Genomic DNA, 13520 nt, shown 5'->3' on the forward strand with positions numbered 1-13520 from the left:
GAGCTAAGCCATAACGGCGCTTGTGGTGGTAGCGCTCTCAGGTGTGCGATTGTCGTCGGGACCAGCCGGGGGAAGGGACTACCGCACCGTGAGCAGCACCATCGACGCGCCGGCCGGGAAGCGGCCACCGGCGCCCCGGGCGGTGCTGACCGCCCGCAACGGCGTCGCCGTCGTCTTCGCCCTCAACGGGCTCGCGGTGGCGAGCTGGTTCTCCCGGGTTCCGGCGGCCCGCGAGGCGCTCGACCTCAGCCCGAGCCGGCTCGGGCTGCTGCTGCTCTGCGTGTCGGCGGGTTCGCTGCTGGCCATGCCGACCGCCGGCCTGGTCGCCCAGCGGCTCGGGCCCGCGCGCACGGTGGCCGTGTCGGTGGTGCTCGTCACGCTCGGCCTGACCGGGGCCGGTCTCGCCGCCAGCCTGGCCGGATCGGTCGTCGGGGTCGGGTTCGGGCTCGCCGCGTTCGGCTTCGGCTCCGGCCTGTGCGACGTGGCGATGAACGTCGAGGGCGCCGCGGTGGAGAAGCGCCTCGGCCGCACGATCCTTCCCCGCTTCCACGCCGCCTGGAGCCTCGGCTCGGTGGCCGGGGCCGGGCTGGGCGCCGGCGCTGCCCGGCTGGACGTACCCGTCGGGGTGCACCTGCCGGTCCTGTCCGTGCTGGTCCTGGTCGGCACGCTGCTCGGCGCCCGGGCGTTCCTCGCCGCACCTGCCGAGGCGGCCGGAGACGGGCAGCCGGCGGCCCGGCGGCGGGCGCTGCTGGCCGCCTGGCGCGAGCCCCGCACGCTGCTGGTCGGGCTGTTGGTGCTGGTCATGGCGTTCACCGAGGGCAGCGCCAACGACTGGCTCGCGGTGGCGTTCGTGGACGGGTACGGGGTCGACGAGGCCGTCGGCGCCGCCGTGTTCGGCGTGTTCGTGGTGGGCATGACGCTCGGCCGCACCGTCGGCACCGTCGCCATCGACAGGTGGGGGCGGGTGCCGGTGCTGTACGCGACCATCGCGACGGCGTCCGCCGGTGCCGCGCTCGCCGTGCTGGCCGGGTCCGGCCCGCTCGCCGTGGTCGGCGTCGCGCTGTGGGGACTCGGCGCCTCGCTCGGCTTCCCGGTCGGGATGAGCGCCGCCGCCGACGACGAGGACAAGGCCCCGGCCCGGGTGAGCGTGGTGGCGGTGATCGGTTACACCGCCTTCCTGGCCGGCCCGCCGCTGCTCGGCTTCCTCGGCGACCACTTCGGGGTGCTGTCCGCGCTCGGCGTGGTGCCGCTGCTCCTGCTGCCGACGCTCGCGCTGGTGCCGGTGCTGCGGGAGCGCCCGACCGCGCCGGACGCGCAGGCCGGTGCCCCGGCGGCGAAGGCCGGCTGAGCCGGTCCAGCCGACTCCCACCGCGCTCCCAGCCGCCTGCCAGGCGGGCGTGCTGCACTGGAGCGAACGCGAGGAGAGGAGGCGGGCATGGGCTGGTTCAGCCGCCGGGCCGCCGACCCGACGACGCCCACGAAGCTCGACCGCGAGGCGAACAAGGAGGACCTGGCGCAGCTGGAGGCGTTCGTCACCAGCCGGCGCGGGGTCGAGTTCTACCTGGAACCGGAGACCACGGCCACCGACACCACAGTCGTCGCCATCGCGGACGACGGCGAGTGGATCCGCCGCCGTACCGGCTCGCCCCGCGTCGCCGGCCGGATCGCCCAGAAGCACGCGGTGCCGCTGTACGAGGCGGCCCGCACCGGCTACCCGGAGCGGATGCGGGCGTGGAACCGGGCCCACCCGGAGCGCCGGGCCCGCTGACCGGCGCGGTCAGCCGCTCAGCGCGGTGACGACCGCGTAGCCCAGGAACGCCGCGCCCAGGCCCGCGACCACACTGAGCGCCACATTCGCGTACGCGAGGTGGCGCTTCCCGGTGCGGGCCAGGCGCAGCGTCTCGTAGCTGAGCGTGGACCAGGTGGTCAGCGCGCCGCAGAAGCCGGTGCCGGCCAGCGCTGTCACGCCCGGGCCGACGGGCGCCGCGAGCAGGCCGCCGAGCAGCAGCGACCCGGCCACGTTGACGGTCAGCGTGCCCCACGGGAACGGTGAGCCGTGCCGGGACTGCACCGCCCGGTCGGTCAGGTAGCGCAGCGGCGCGCCGATAGCGGCGCCGAGCGCGATCAGCAGGACCGTCACTGTGGCCTCCCGTCCCGGGCGGTCACCGTCGGCTCCCGTCGCGGGCGGCCAGCAGCCGGGCGGTCACCGTGTCCCCGGCGGCGACCGCCGCCAGCGCGCCGAGCACAGTCGCGGCCAGGTAGACGCCCGCCGTGCCGGCCGCGCCGTCGGTCAGCAGCCGCTGCGCGTCGACCGCGTACGCGGAGAACGTGGTGAACCCGCCGAGTACGCCGACGCCGAGGAACGGGCGGGTCAGCGGGTGGGCCGGGCGGGCGGCGAGCACCGCCGTCAGCGCGCCGATGAGCAGGCACCCGACCACGTTGACGGAGAACGTGGCCCACGGGAACTCGCCGGGCTGGTGCGGCACCGCCGCCTGGGCGCCCGCCCGTGCGAGCGCGCCGGACACGCCACCGGCGGCGATCACGCCGAGCACGACTGCCGGGTGCGCGGACAGTTCCGTCCGGTCCGCCGGTACGCGCAGATCGACGTCCGGGTCGACGCGGGGATCGGACACAACACCTCCCACCAGCACCCGCGAGCATAACCCTGCCCCCGCGCCCGGCCCTCCGCTCCTCCGCGATCTTGCAGGTTCCGCCCCGACGGACCGGACATTCGCGGCATCCGAGGGGCGGCAAGTGCAAGATCGCGGGGGAGAGAGCGGGGGAGGGGGAGGCGGGCGTACGGTGGGCGGCAGCGCCCGGCGCGCGGCGTCCGGGGCCCGTCGTGCCAGGAGGTCACCGTGGAGGAGCGCACGCCCCGTCCGGACGAGCTGGATCCCGTCGAGCGGATCGGCGTCGACGAGCTGCGCGCGCTGCAACTGGACCGGCTGCGGCACTCGCTGCGGCACGCGTACGACAACGTGCCCCACTACCGGCGCGCGTTCGACGCCCTCGGCGCCCACCCCGGCGACCTGCGTGAGCTGGCCGACCTGGCCCGCTTCCCGTTCACCGCGAAGGCGGAGCTGCGCGAGAACTACCCGTTCGGCATGTTCGCGGTGCCCCGCGAGCGTGTCGCCCGGCTGCACGCCTCCTCCGGCACCACCGGCCGTCCCACAGTGGTCGGCTACACCCGCGCCGACCTGGACACCTGGGCGAAGCTCATGGCCCGCTCGATCCGGGCTGCCGGGGGTCGCCGCGGCGACCGGGTGCACGTCGCGTACGGCTACGGGCTGTTCACCGGCGGTCTCGGCGCGCACTACGGCGCCGAGGAACTGGGCTGCACGGTCGTCCCGGTGTCCGGCGGCATGACCGAGCGCCAGGTCATGCTGATCCGCGACCTGGAGCCGGAGGTCATCATGGTGACCCCCAGCTACATGCTCGCCATCGTGGACGAGATGGAACGCCAGGGCGTCGATCCGCGCGCCACCTCGCTGCGGGTCGGCGTCTTCGGCGCCGAGCCGTGGACCGAGGACATGCGCCGCGAGCTGGAGCAGCGCCTGGACATGCACGCGCTGGACATCTACGGCCTGTCCGAGGTGATGGGCCCGGGTGTGGCGGTCGAGTGCGTGGAGACCAAGGACGGCCTGCACCTGTGGGAGGACCACTTCTATCCGGAGATCATCGACCCGGTCACCGGGGAGGTGCTGCCCGACGGGGAGCGGGGTGAGCTGGTGCTGACCTCGCTGACCAAGGAGGCCATGCCGGTGGTCCGCTACCGCACCCGCGACCTGACCCGGCTGCTGCCCGGCACCGCCCGTCCGATGCGGCGGATCGAGAAGATCACCGGGCGTACCGACGACATGATGATCGTCCGGGGGGTGAACGTCTTCCCGACCCAGATCGAGGAGCTGATCCTGCGTACCCCGGCCCTGTCGCCGCACTTCCAGTGCGTGCTCGACCGGCGGGGCCGGCTCGACACGCTCACCGTGCACGTGGAGCGGCGCGCGGGCGCCGCCGCCGACGAGGCCGAGCGGGCCGGCGCGACGCTGGTCGAGCAGGTCAAGAACACCATCGGGGTGTCAGTGGCGGTACGGGTGATCGAGCCGGACGGGGTGGAACGCTCGATGGGCAAGATGCGCCGCATCGTCGACCAGCGGCGGGAGTCCTGAGATGACCGGTGACGGCGGCCGCACGGCGGCGCACGACATGTTCGACGCCGACGTGGCGTCCAAGGGGCTCGGCATCGAACTCGTCTCGGCCGGCGACGGCGCGGCGGTCGCTCGGATGCGGGTCACCCCGTCGATGCTCAACGGGCACGCGATCGGGCACGGCGGCTTCGTGTTCCTGCTCGCCGACACCGCGTTCGCGCTGGCGTGCAACAGCCACGGCCCGGCCACGGTGGCGGCCGGCGGCGAGATCAGCTTCCTGCGCCCGGTACGCGAGGGCGACCTGCTGGAGGCGTACGCCACCGAACGGGTCCGGCACGGCCGCAGCGGGATCTACGACGTGAGCGTGCGACGCGGGGACGAGGTGGTGGCCGAGTTCCGGGGCCGCAGCCGCACCATCGCCCGCGACTGATCGCCGGCCCGCCGGCCCGCGCCCGCACACCTGCGTGCCGGGTGACGTCCGGGCCGGAGTGGCCCCGTGCCCGCTCCGACCCGGACGTCATGCGGCCAGCCCGAGCGCCTGCCCGCCGGACCCGGTTCTTCGCCGGTTCCGGCCCACCCGCCCGGGCGGACCGGTCCGCCGCTCCTGCCGTGCCGGGACCGCTGGTGACGGATCGGTCCGCTGACCGGGCCACGCCGTGACCGCGGACGCCGGGCCGTTCCGCCACCGGGACCACTCCGCGGCATCCGCGACGGTCCCCGTCGCGCCGCCCGTCGCCGGTCCGGCGCGCACCGGCTGCCCCGGCCGTGCGGGCACCGCCCGGAGCGCGCCGGACCGGCCCGGCTGCCCGGGCACCGGACACAGCGCGTCGGACCCGTCCGGCCGGTCCGGCGGGACGGGTCCGACGCGCTGTGTCCGGTGCCCGGGCAGCCGGGCCGGTCCGGCGCGCTGGCAGACCTCCCGCTCGCCGGCGCCCCGGGACGGGACGCCGGTTCCCGCTGCCGGCACACGGCCGGCAGCGGTGTCCTTCGCGGCGCGCAGGCGGCGGGCGAAGTCCGCGCGTACCGCACGGGACAGCCGCATCGCGGCCACCCGCGCCACCAGCGCGTCAACAGCCCAGCCGTCCGCCGTGACCTGGCGGATCAGCCCAGCGGCGGCCAGCGCCCGCAGCACCGGCCCGGCCCGGCCGGCGGGCCAGCCGAGCATCGCCTCCACCGAGGCGGCCACGACCGGGCCACTCCGGGCGGCGCCCGCCAGCAGCACCGCCCGGTGCGTACCGTCGAGCCGGTCCAGCCGGGCGTCCACCAGGCGGCGCGCGGCGGCCGGTACGCCACCCGGCTCGCCGGCCGGGTCCGCGGACGCGTACGCGGTCGCGACCGCCGGACTGCCGCCGACCAGCGCGACCAGCCGCGCGGCGAGCGCGGCCGGCCGCCCGGCCCGGTCGAGCAGGTGCCGCAGCAGCCGCCCGGTGTCCAGCGGGCCCAGCGGCTCCACCGGGATCCGCCGCGCCGGGGTGGGCAGCGGGTCGGCCGAGCCGGAGCCGCACGTGGTGACAACCGCCAGGGGAAGTCCCCGCTCACCCGCGGCCACGTGGAGCTGGTGCAGGAACCGGCGCAGCGCCGGGGCGGCCCGGTCCAGGTCGTCCACCGCGACCACCACCGGCGCGTCGGCGGCCAGGCCGAGCAGCGCCTCGCGGCAGGCGACCACGGCGCGGGCCGCCACCGTGTCGTCGTCCGGCGCGGCGAGGAACGCCGCGAGCACGCCGCTGCCCGGGCCGTCTGCGACCGAGCCGTCCGCGACCGAGCCGTCCGGCCGGGGACGGACCAGGTCGGCCAGCGGCGCCAGTTCCCCGCACGGGTACGGCGGGCAGGCCGTCACCCGCCGGCGCACCGGCACACCGTCCACGTGCGACACGGCGCGGGTCACCTCGTGCAGCAGCCGGCTGCGGCCGCTGCCCGGCGGCCCGACCAGCGAGATCCACCGGGGACGGCGCTCGCGCAGTGCCCGGGTCACCTCGTCGGCCGCGCCGGCCAGTTCCCGGCGGCGGCCCACCAGCGGGACGCGGTGCCGGGCCGGTCTGCTCCCGGCTGCCCCGGTCACCCGCCACACGTCCAGCGGCAGGGCCTTGCCGGCCAGCGTCAGGGTGGCGAGTGGACGCTGTTCGACCAGCCCCGCCACCGCGGTGCGGGTGACCGGGCAGACCACGACCCCGCCGGGCGGCGCGTGCTCCTGGAGGCGGGCCGCCGTGGTGATCACCGCGCCGCTGGCCGCGCCGTGGCCGCCGTCGTGGACCCCGGCCAGGTCCAGCAGCACCTCGCCGGTCGCCACGCCGACCCGCACGCGCAGCCGGATGCCGGCCGGTCGCCGCCGCTCCAGCGCGGCCTGGATGTCCAGCCCGGCCCGCACCGCCCGGTACGCGTCGAGACCGTCCGAACCGGACGTGCCGAACAGCGCCATCACCGCGTCGCCGACGTACTTCTCCACCACGCCCCGCCAGCGGCGCAGCACCGAGGCGACGGTGCCGAAGTAGGCGCGCTGCAACGCGCGTACGTCCTCCGGGTCGAGCCGCTCGACCAGACGGGTCGAGCCGACGATGTCGACGAAGAGGACGGTGACGGTACGTCGTTCCTCGGGCACCGGCCGGCACGCCGCGATGACGGCTTCCCGACTCCCTGCGGGCGTGGTGATCAACATCGCACCCACCCTTTCCCGATCGTGGTGCCCGACGACCTCAGCAGACTTTCACCACCGGGTTGTCGGGGGATCTGTAGGACGACGTATGTCGGGCACCCGCAACCATTAGTCGTGTAGTCGACGCGAGAGGTACGAGTCCGGCCCCGAGGCCGTAGAACGGTGCGGGGACCTGTGACTAGGCTGCGTTCCATGGCCAGCGACGTGGACACGGCACCGCTCGTCGGCCGTACCGGGACCATGGCGACGCTGCGGTCGGCGCTCTACGACGACCTACGGCCCGGGCAGACCGGCGCGGTGTTCCTCACCGGAGAGAGCGGGGTGGGCAAGACCCGCCTGCTGACCGAGGTCGGAGAGCAACTGCGGCAGACCGGCGCCCTGGTGCTCACCGGCACCTGCCTCGACATCGGAGACGCCTCGCCGCTGCACCCGGTACGGCAGGCGCTGCGCCGGCTCGACGCCGAGCAGGCGCAGGCGCGCACCACGTCGGCGATCCGCGGGGTGCTGCAGGTCTTCGACGAGGAGACCCCCGGCCCGGACGGCGCCGGCGCGCTGCTGGAACGCGTCGCCCAGGGCCTGCACGTGGTGGCCGGCGGACGGCCGCTGGTGCTCGTCCTCGACGATCTGCAGTGGGTCGACCGCAGCACCCGGCAGCTCCTGCTCTACCTGCTGGCCGGCCTCGGCGACCTCCAGCTCTCCGTGCTGGCCGCGATCCGGGCCGAGTCGCTGCGCGGCGCGCACCCGCTGCGCCGGGTGCTCACCGAGCTGCGCCGGCTGCGCTCGGTGCGGGTGATCGACCTGCTGCCGCTGGACCGGTCCGCCACCGACGAACTGGCCGCCGCCGTGGTCGGCGCGCCGCTGCCGCCCGAGGCCGCCGACCAGCTCTGGCAGCGCAGCGGCGGCAATCCGTTCGTGGTGGAGGAACTGGCCCGCGACCGGCGCGACGGCCGCGACGGCCTCTCCGACACGCTGCGCGAGGTGTTCCTCGACCGGGTCGACGCGCTGCCCCAGCCGGCGCACGCGGTGGTGCACGCGGTGGCGGTCGGCGTCGAGCCGGTCGAGCACTGGCTGCTGGCCCAGGTGGTGCGGCTGCCCGAGGAGGAACTGCTCGACGCCGTCCGCGAGGCGGTCGCACACCGCCTGCTGGTCGGCGCCGACGACGGCTACCGGCTGCGGCACCGGCTGGTCGCCGAGGTCCTGGCCCACGAACTGCTTCCAGCCGAGCGGGCCGCGCTGCACCGCCGCTACGCCGAGGCGCTCACCGCCGTACCGGCCGAGCTGCACCAGGCCCGGCTGGCCCACCACTGGCGGCACGCGGGCGAGCCGGCCCGGGCACTGCCCGCGGCGATGGCCGCCGCCCGCGAGGCGGAACGACTGCACGGGTACGCCGAGGCGCACCGCCACTGGTCCGCCGCGCTGACCCTGGCCACCGAGCCGGCCTCCGTCCCGCCCGACGGGGCACGGCCCGAGCCGGTCGAGGTGGACCGGGCCGAGCTGCTCAGCCACGCCGCCGAGGCCGCGCACCACAGCGGGGAGCATGCCCGCGCCCTGACGCTGCTGGAGGAGCTGGCCGACGACCCGTCCGGCCCGCCGGTCTGCGCGCTGCGCATCCGCCGGGCCCGCTACCTGGCCGCGGCCGGCCGGTCGGCACCCGCCGAGCAGGAGTACCGGCGGGTGCTGGACTCGCCCGACTGCACGCCGCAGGAGCGGTGCACGGCCGCCGCCCGGCTGGCCGAGCTGCTGCTGCACCTGGGCCGCTACGCCGAAGCCGGCGACCAGGCCCGGGAGGCCCTCGCGCTCGCCGCCGACGTTCCCGGCACCACCTCCGAGGTGGTGATGGCCAGCGCCGCGCTCGGGTTCAGCGAGGCGTTCCTGGAGGATCCGGCTGCCGGGCTGGCGGTGATGCGCCAGGCGCTGGAGACCGCCGAGCGGTCCGGCCGTCCGGAGGACGTGGCCTGCGCGTACCTGCACCTGGCCGAGCTGCTCACCGGGCCGCTGAACATCCTCGAGGAGGGGGTGGTGGTGGCCCGGCGGGGCGCCGACCGGGTCGCCGAGCTGGGGCTCGGCCGCACCTGGGAGACCCGGCTGCTGGCGGTGGCGACGAACGGGCTGTTCCGGGTGGGGCAGTGGGCCGAGGCGGAGAAGGTCGTCGCGGCCGCGCTGCGGCACCGCCCGTCCGGGGCCGACGCGGTCGAGCTGCTGCTGGCGCGGTGCCGGCTCTCCGTCGGGTACGGCGACGTCGAGGCGTCCGACCGCGACCTGGAGGCGGTGGCGACGGTGCTGGCCGGCGGCGGCGCCCGGCACGTGCTGCCGATGCTCATCCTGCGGGCCGGCCTGGCCATGTGGCAGGGCCGGCACGACCTGGCCCGGCAGGCGGTGCAGCGGGGCCTGACCGAGAGCCGCTCCGACGACGTGATCGTGCTGGCCACACTGGCCTGGCACGGGCTGCGCGCAGAGGCCGAGGCGGCGGCCAGCCGCACGATCGAGGTGGACCCGAACGCGGTACGCCGGCTGCGCGAGGTGGTCGACCGGGTGACCGGCAAGAGCGCGAAGGCGGGCGCACCGGTGCGGTACGTCGCCGAGGGCTTCCTGGCGCTCTGCGACGCCGAGCTGAGCCGGCTCGACGACGGCCGCGGCGACCCGGCGCTGTGGGAGCGTTCCGCGCTCGAGTGGGACCGGCGCAACCACCCCTACCCGGCCGCGTACTCCCGGTTGCGGCAGGCCGAGGCGCTGCTGGCCCGCCGCAGCCGGGTGGCCACCGCCGGCAAGCTGCTGCACCGGGCGTACGCGATGGCCCAGTCGCTCGGCGCGGTGCCGCTGACCGCGGAGATCCGTACCATCGCCTCGCGGGCCCGGGTGGCACTGGACGCCGCGCCGGACCCCGCTCCGGTGCCCCGGCAGCGGGCGGCGGCGCCCGCCGGGCCGGCGGTGGACGAGCTGGCGACGCTCACCGCGCGGGAGCGTGAGGTGCTCGCCGCCGTCGCCGAGGGACTGACCAACCGGGAGATCGGGCAGCGGCTGTTCATCAGCGAGCGGACCATCGGCGTCCACGTCTCGCACATCTTCGACAAGCTCCAGGTACGCACGCGGGTGCAGGCCAGCGCCATCTTCCTGCGCAACGGCGCGGAGTAGGCGTACGTCGGCAATACGTCGTTCGACGGATCCGCGGTGTGGACGGCGGCTGGCAGGCTGTGCCGCGGAACAGGGGTGGTGGCGTCGTGGGGGCGCCGGCCGTTGTGGAGGAGAGATGACCGAACCGGTCTGGGGTCCTGTGCACCAGGACATCGTCGGGCTGCTCGCCGACCACCCCGCCGACGTGCCGGCGGTCGTGGACCATCTGACCAAGTTGCAGGATCTGCTGGTCCGGCTGCCGCCGCTGGAGGAGAGCTGCCCGCTCGCCGACTTCAACAAGCTCTACCTGGTCATCACCAGCACCGTGCTCGACGGCCTGTACGACGACCGGTTCTGCGACCCGGCGTTCCTGGCTCGGCTCGATGTGGAGTTCGCGGCCCGCTACTTCGAGGCGCTGCGGTTCTGGAGCGACTCCAGCCCGAGCACCCCGAAGGCGTGGTCGTGTCTGTTCAAGCGGATGCGCGGCCCGGACGCCCGGCCGTTGCCGTCGGCCGCCGCCGGCGTCAACGCGCACATCAACTACGACCTGCCGTTCGCGCTGGTGACCACGTTCGACAGCCTGGAGTCCGAGCCGATCGACGGCAGCGACCAGCACCGCGACTACCTGGAGATCAACAAGATCTTCGCCGAGCGGATCCCGGAGCTGCGCCGCGGCTACCTGGACAACTGGCAGCTCATGATCGACATGGTCAACGGCGACATCGACGACTGGTACCAGGGCGAACTGGTGGAGTACACCCGGAACGTGGCCTGGCGCAACGCGCAGAAGATCTGGCGCTGCCGGCACGACCCGGACGCCCGCGAGTGTGAGCGGATGCGGCTGGACGACAACGCCGCGCTGCTCGGCCGGCTGCTGCTGTCGCCCCTCGGGGCGTTCCTGCAGTAGCCGGGACGGGGGGTTCCCGCGTCCCGCCGTCCGGGCGCGGGACGCGGGAACGCCGCCCGCGGGTGTCGAGGCCGCCGCACCGGGTACGTCGCCGCCGTGCCGCCAGACGAACCGGCCGGCCCCGGGGCGCTCCCGCCGGGCCCGGTCCGCCGCTTCCCGTTCCGTTTCGACCCGGCGTTCCGGCTGCCGCTGGCGCTGCTCGGGGTACGGCCCGCCACGGCCTGGCTCGACTGGGGCCCGGACGCGCTCGTCGTCCGGTTCGGGCCGTGGCTGCTGCGCACCACGCCGGGCAACGTGACCGGGGCCGAGCTGAGCGGGCCGTACCGCTGGTGGCGGGCGATCGGCCCGCACCTGTCGGCGGCCGACGGCGGGGTGACCTTCGGCGCCAGCGTGGCCGGCGGGCTCTGCCTGCGCTTCGCCGAGCCGGTGCCGGCGCTGGCCCCCGGCCCTTGGCTGAGGCACCCGGCGGTCACCGTCACAGTGGCCGACCCGGCGGCCGTGCGCGACGCGCTGGCCCGCGGACCGGATCTTTGACCGGTTCGGCCGGGCCGCACCCGGGACAACCCCTACCGTCTTCATAGGGACGAAGGGGAGCAGATGGGGCAGGCGGGGGAGCCGGAACAGCCCAGGCGTACGCGGGAGCGGCGCCGGGAGGCGCACGCGGCCGCGGCGGCCCGGGCCGGTCGGCACGGCGACCACGCCGAGCGGGCCGGCCGTGCCGTGCCGGAGCTGCCGGAACGGGTGGCGGCCCCGACGCGGCCGGCGGAACCGGTGGGCCGGCTGCACCGGTGGTTGTTCGCGCACCGGGTCGAGCCGGTCGGACCGGAAATCCGCGAGCACCAGACCCGGTCCCACCCGTGGTGGCAGGTGATGTGCCTGACCGGCGTCGACTACTTCTCCACGCTGTCCTACCTGCCCGGCATCGCCGCCGTGGCGGCCGGCGCGCTCAGCCCGCTGGCCACGTTGCTGATCGTGGCGCTGACGCTGCTCGGGATGCTGCCGATGTACCGCCGGGTGGCCCGGGAGAGCCCGCACGGGCAGGGCTCGGTGGCCATGCTGGAGCGGCTGCTGCCGTTCTGGCGCGGCAAGGTCTTCGTGCTGGTGCTGCTGGGCTTCGTCGCCACCTCGTGGATCATCACGATCACGCTCTCCGCCGCCGACGCCAGCGTGCACCTGCTGGAGAACCCGGTCCTGCCCGCGTCGTTCCGGCACGGCGGCACGGCGGCGGTGCTGGTCACCGTGGCGCTGCTGCTCGTGCTCGGCGGCGTGTTCCTGCTCGGGTTCAGCGAGGCCGTGCAGGTCGCCATCCCGCTGGTGGCGGCGTTCCTGGCGTTGAACGCGGTGGTGGTGGTCGTCGGCGTGGCCGAGGTCGTCGCCGACCCGGGCCTGCTCGGCGACTGGACCGGACGGCTGGCCGACACCGGCGGGCCCGGCGACGTCCTGGCCACGAGCGTCCTCGCGTTCCCGCTGCTGGTGCTCGGCCTGTCCGGGTTCGAGACCGGGGTGAGCATGATGCCGCTGGTGCGCGGCGAGGGCGAGGACGCGCAGCGGCGGCTGGACGCCCGGATCCGCAACACCCGCCGGCTGCTCACCGCCGCCGCGCTGATCATGTCGGTCTACCTGATCGCCACCACCTTCGTGACCACCGTGCTGATCCCGCCCGAGGCGTTCGAGCCCGGCGGGCCGGCGAACGGCCGGGCGCTGGCGTTCCTCGCCCACGAGCACCTCGGCGAGGCGTTCGGCACCGTCTACGACATCAGCAGCGTGCTCATCCTCTGGTTCGCCGGCGCGTCGGCGATGGCCGGGCTGATCAACATCGTGCCCCGCTACCTGCCGTCGTACGGCATGGCGCCGGAGTGGGGGCGGGCGGTGCGTCCGGTGGTGCTGGTCTACACCGCGATCAGCATCGCCATCACGATCGCCTTCTCCGCCGACGTGAACGCCCAGGCCGGCGCGTACGCCACGGGCATCCTCGCGATGATGGTCTCCGGCGCGATAGCGGTGACCATCGCGGCGCTGCGCGCCCGCAGCCGTGCCGCCGCGGCCGGGTTCGCGCTGCTCACCGCCGTGCTGCTGTACGCGCTGGTGGAGAACGTGGTGGCCAAGCCCGACGGCATCACCATCTCCGGGTTCTTCATCGCCGGGATCGTCGCGGTGTCGCTGATCTCCCGGGTCACCCGGACCACCGAGCTGCGCGCCGAGCGGATCGAGTTCGACGAGCCGGCCCGCCGCTTCGTCGACGAGTCGGTGGCCCGGGACGGGCGGCTGCACCTGATCGCCAACAAGCGGCAGAGCGGGTCGGTGAAGGAGTACCGGGTCAAGGAACGGGCGCAACGGTCGATGAACCCGGTGCCGGGCGCCGCCGACGTGCTGTTCCTGGAGATCGACGTGAGCGACCCGTCCCAGTTCAGCCAGGTGCTGCGGGTGCACGGGGTGGAGTCCGGCGGCTACCGGATCCTGCGTACCAGCAGCCCGGCCGCGCCGAACGCGATAGCCGCGATCCTGCTGGCGTTGCGGGACGCGACGGGGGTGCGCCCGCACTGCCACTTCGAGTGGTCGGAGGGGAACCCGATCGCGCACCTGCTGCGCTACCTCATCCTCGGCCGGGGCGACACCCCGCCGGTGGTACGGGAGATCATCCGCAAGTCCGAGCCGGACCCGACCCGCCGCCCCGGCATCCACGTCGGCGGCTGAGGTGCCCCGGGCC

The 13520-nt window shown here is 75.4% G+C and carries 11 protein-coding genes; 8 read left to right on the top strand and 3 right to left on the bottom strand.

Annotated elements, in window-relative coordinates; all coding sequences use genetic code 11:
* Positions 1 to 88: 88 nt before the first annotated feature.
* Positions 89 to 1348: an MFS transporter gene (locus tag ML5_RS24275; protein ID WP_013476545.1), complete on the top strand. Its 1260-nt coding sequence runs from the start codon at positions 89 to 91 to the stop codon at positions 1346 to 1348.
* Between the two features lie 87 nt (positions 1349 to 1435).
* Complete coding sequence (locus ML5_RS24280; protein WP_013476546.1) at positions 1436 to 1768, top strand: hypothetical protein; 333 nt, start codon at positions 1436 to 1438, stop codon at positions 1766 to 1768.
* A gap of 9 nt (positions 1769 to 1777) precedes the next feature.
* On the opposite strand, the gene ML5_RS24285 is transcribed toward ML5_RS24280, so the two are convergent.
* Complete coding sequence (locus tag ML5_RS24285) at positions 1778 to 2140, bottom strand: CrcB family protein (RefSeq protein WP_013476547.1); 363 nt, start codon at positions 2138 to 2140, stop codon at positions 1778 to 1780.
* 22 nt (positions 2141 to 2162) lie between these two features.
* The gene (locus ML5_RS24290) at positions 2163 to 2633 is read right to left on the bottom strand and encodes a CrcB family protein (RefSeq protein WP_013476548.1); all 471 of its coding nucleotides are present in this window, start codon (positions 2631 to 2633) and stop codon (positions 2163 to 2165) included.
* 225 nt (positions 2634 to 2858) lie between these two features.
* Between ML5_RS24290 and paaK the strand changes: the two genes are divergently transcribed.
* Complete coding sequence (gene paaK / locus ML5_RS24295) at positions 2859 to 4166, top strand: phenylacetate--CoA ligase PaaK (protein WP_013476549.1); 1308 nt, start codon at positions 2859 to 2861, stop codon at positions 4164 to 4166.
* A gap of 1 nt (position 4167) precedes the next feature.
* Positions 4168 to 4575: a hydroxyphenylacetyl-CoA thioesterase PaaI gene (gene paaI, locus ML5_RS24300; RefSeq protein WP_013476550.1), complete on the top strand. Its 408-nt coding sequence runs from the start codon at positions 4168 to 4170 to the stop codon at positions 4573 to 4575.
* Between the two features lie 87 nt (positions 4576 to 4662).
* On the opposite strand, the gene ML5_RS24305 is transcribed toward paaI, so the two are convergent.
* The gene (locus ML5_RS24305) at positions 4663 to 6798 is read right to left on the bottom strand and encodes an adenylate/guanylate cyclase domain-containing protein (protein WP_013476551.1); all 2136 of its coding nucleotides are present in this window, start codon (positions 6796 to 6798) and stop codon (positions 4663 to 4665) included.
* Between the two features lie 189 nt (positions 6799 to 6987).
* Here ML5_RS24305 and ML5_RS24310 point away from each other — a divergent pair, with 189 nt between their 5' ends.
* From ML5_RS24310 to ML5_RS24325, 4 genes are all read left to right on the top strand, one after another.
* Entirely contained in the window at positions 6988 to 9927 is a 2940-nt protein-coding gene (locus ML5_RS24310; protein ID WP_013476552.1) for a helix-turn-helix transcriptional regulator, read from the top strand.
* Between the two features lie 115 nt (positions 9928 to 10042).
* Positions 10043 to 10813, top strand: coding sequence for a DUF5995 family protein (locus ML5_RS24315; protein ID WP_013476553.1), 771 nt, complete (start codon positions 10043 to 10045; stop codon positions 10811 to 10813).
* 96 nt (positions 10814 to 10909) lie between these two features.
* A complete protein-coding gene (locus ML5_RS24320) occupies positions 10910 to 11347 on the top strand; it encodes a hypothetical protein (protein ID WP_013476554.1) in 438 nt (145 codons plus the stop codon).
* A gap of 63 nt (positions 11348 to 11410) precedes the next feature.
* Entirely contained in the window at positions 11411 to 13507 is a 2097-nt protein-coding gene (locus ML5_RS24325) for an amino acid transporter (RefSeq protein ID WP_013476555.1), read from the top strand.
* Positions 13508 to 13520 lie beyond the last annotated feature (13 nt).

The organism is Micromonospora sp. L5, from assembly GCF_000177655.2.
GTDB classification, from domain to species: domain Bacteria; phylum Actinomycetota; class Actinomycetes; order Mycobacteriales; family Micromonosporaceae; genus Micromonospora; species Micromonospora aurantiaca.

Bases quoted from the DNA above. Each gene is read 5' to 3' on its own strand.
- ML5_RS24280 (WP_013476546.1), top strand. From the start codon at position 1,436: ATGGGCTGGTTCAGCCGCCGGGCCGCCGACCCGACGACGCCCACGAAG.
- paaI (WP_013476550.1), top strand. From the start codon at position 4,168: ATGACCGGTGACGGCGGCCGCACGGCGGCGCACGACATGTTCGACGCC.
- ML5_RS24305 (WP_013476551.1), bottom strand. From the start codon at position 6,798: ATGTTGATCACCACGCCCGCAGGGAGTCGGGAAGCCGTCATCGCGGCG.
- ML5_RS24310 (WP_013476552.1), top strand. From the start codon at position 6,988: ATGGCCAGCGACGTGGACACGGCACCGCTCGTCGGCCGTACCGGGACC.
- ML5_RS24315 (WP_013476553.1), top strand. From the start codon at position 10,043: ATGACCGAACCGGTCTGGGGTCCTGTGCACCAGGACATCGTCGGGCTG.
- ML5_RS24325 (WP_013476555.1), top strand. From the start codon at position 11,411: ATGGGGCAGGCGGGGGAGCCGGAACAGCCCAGGCGTACGCGGGAGCGG.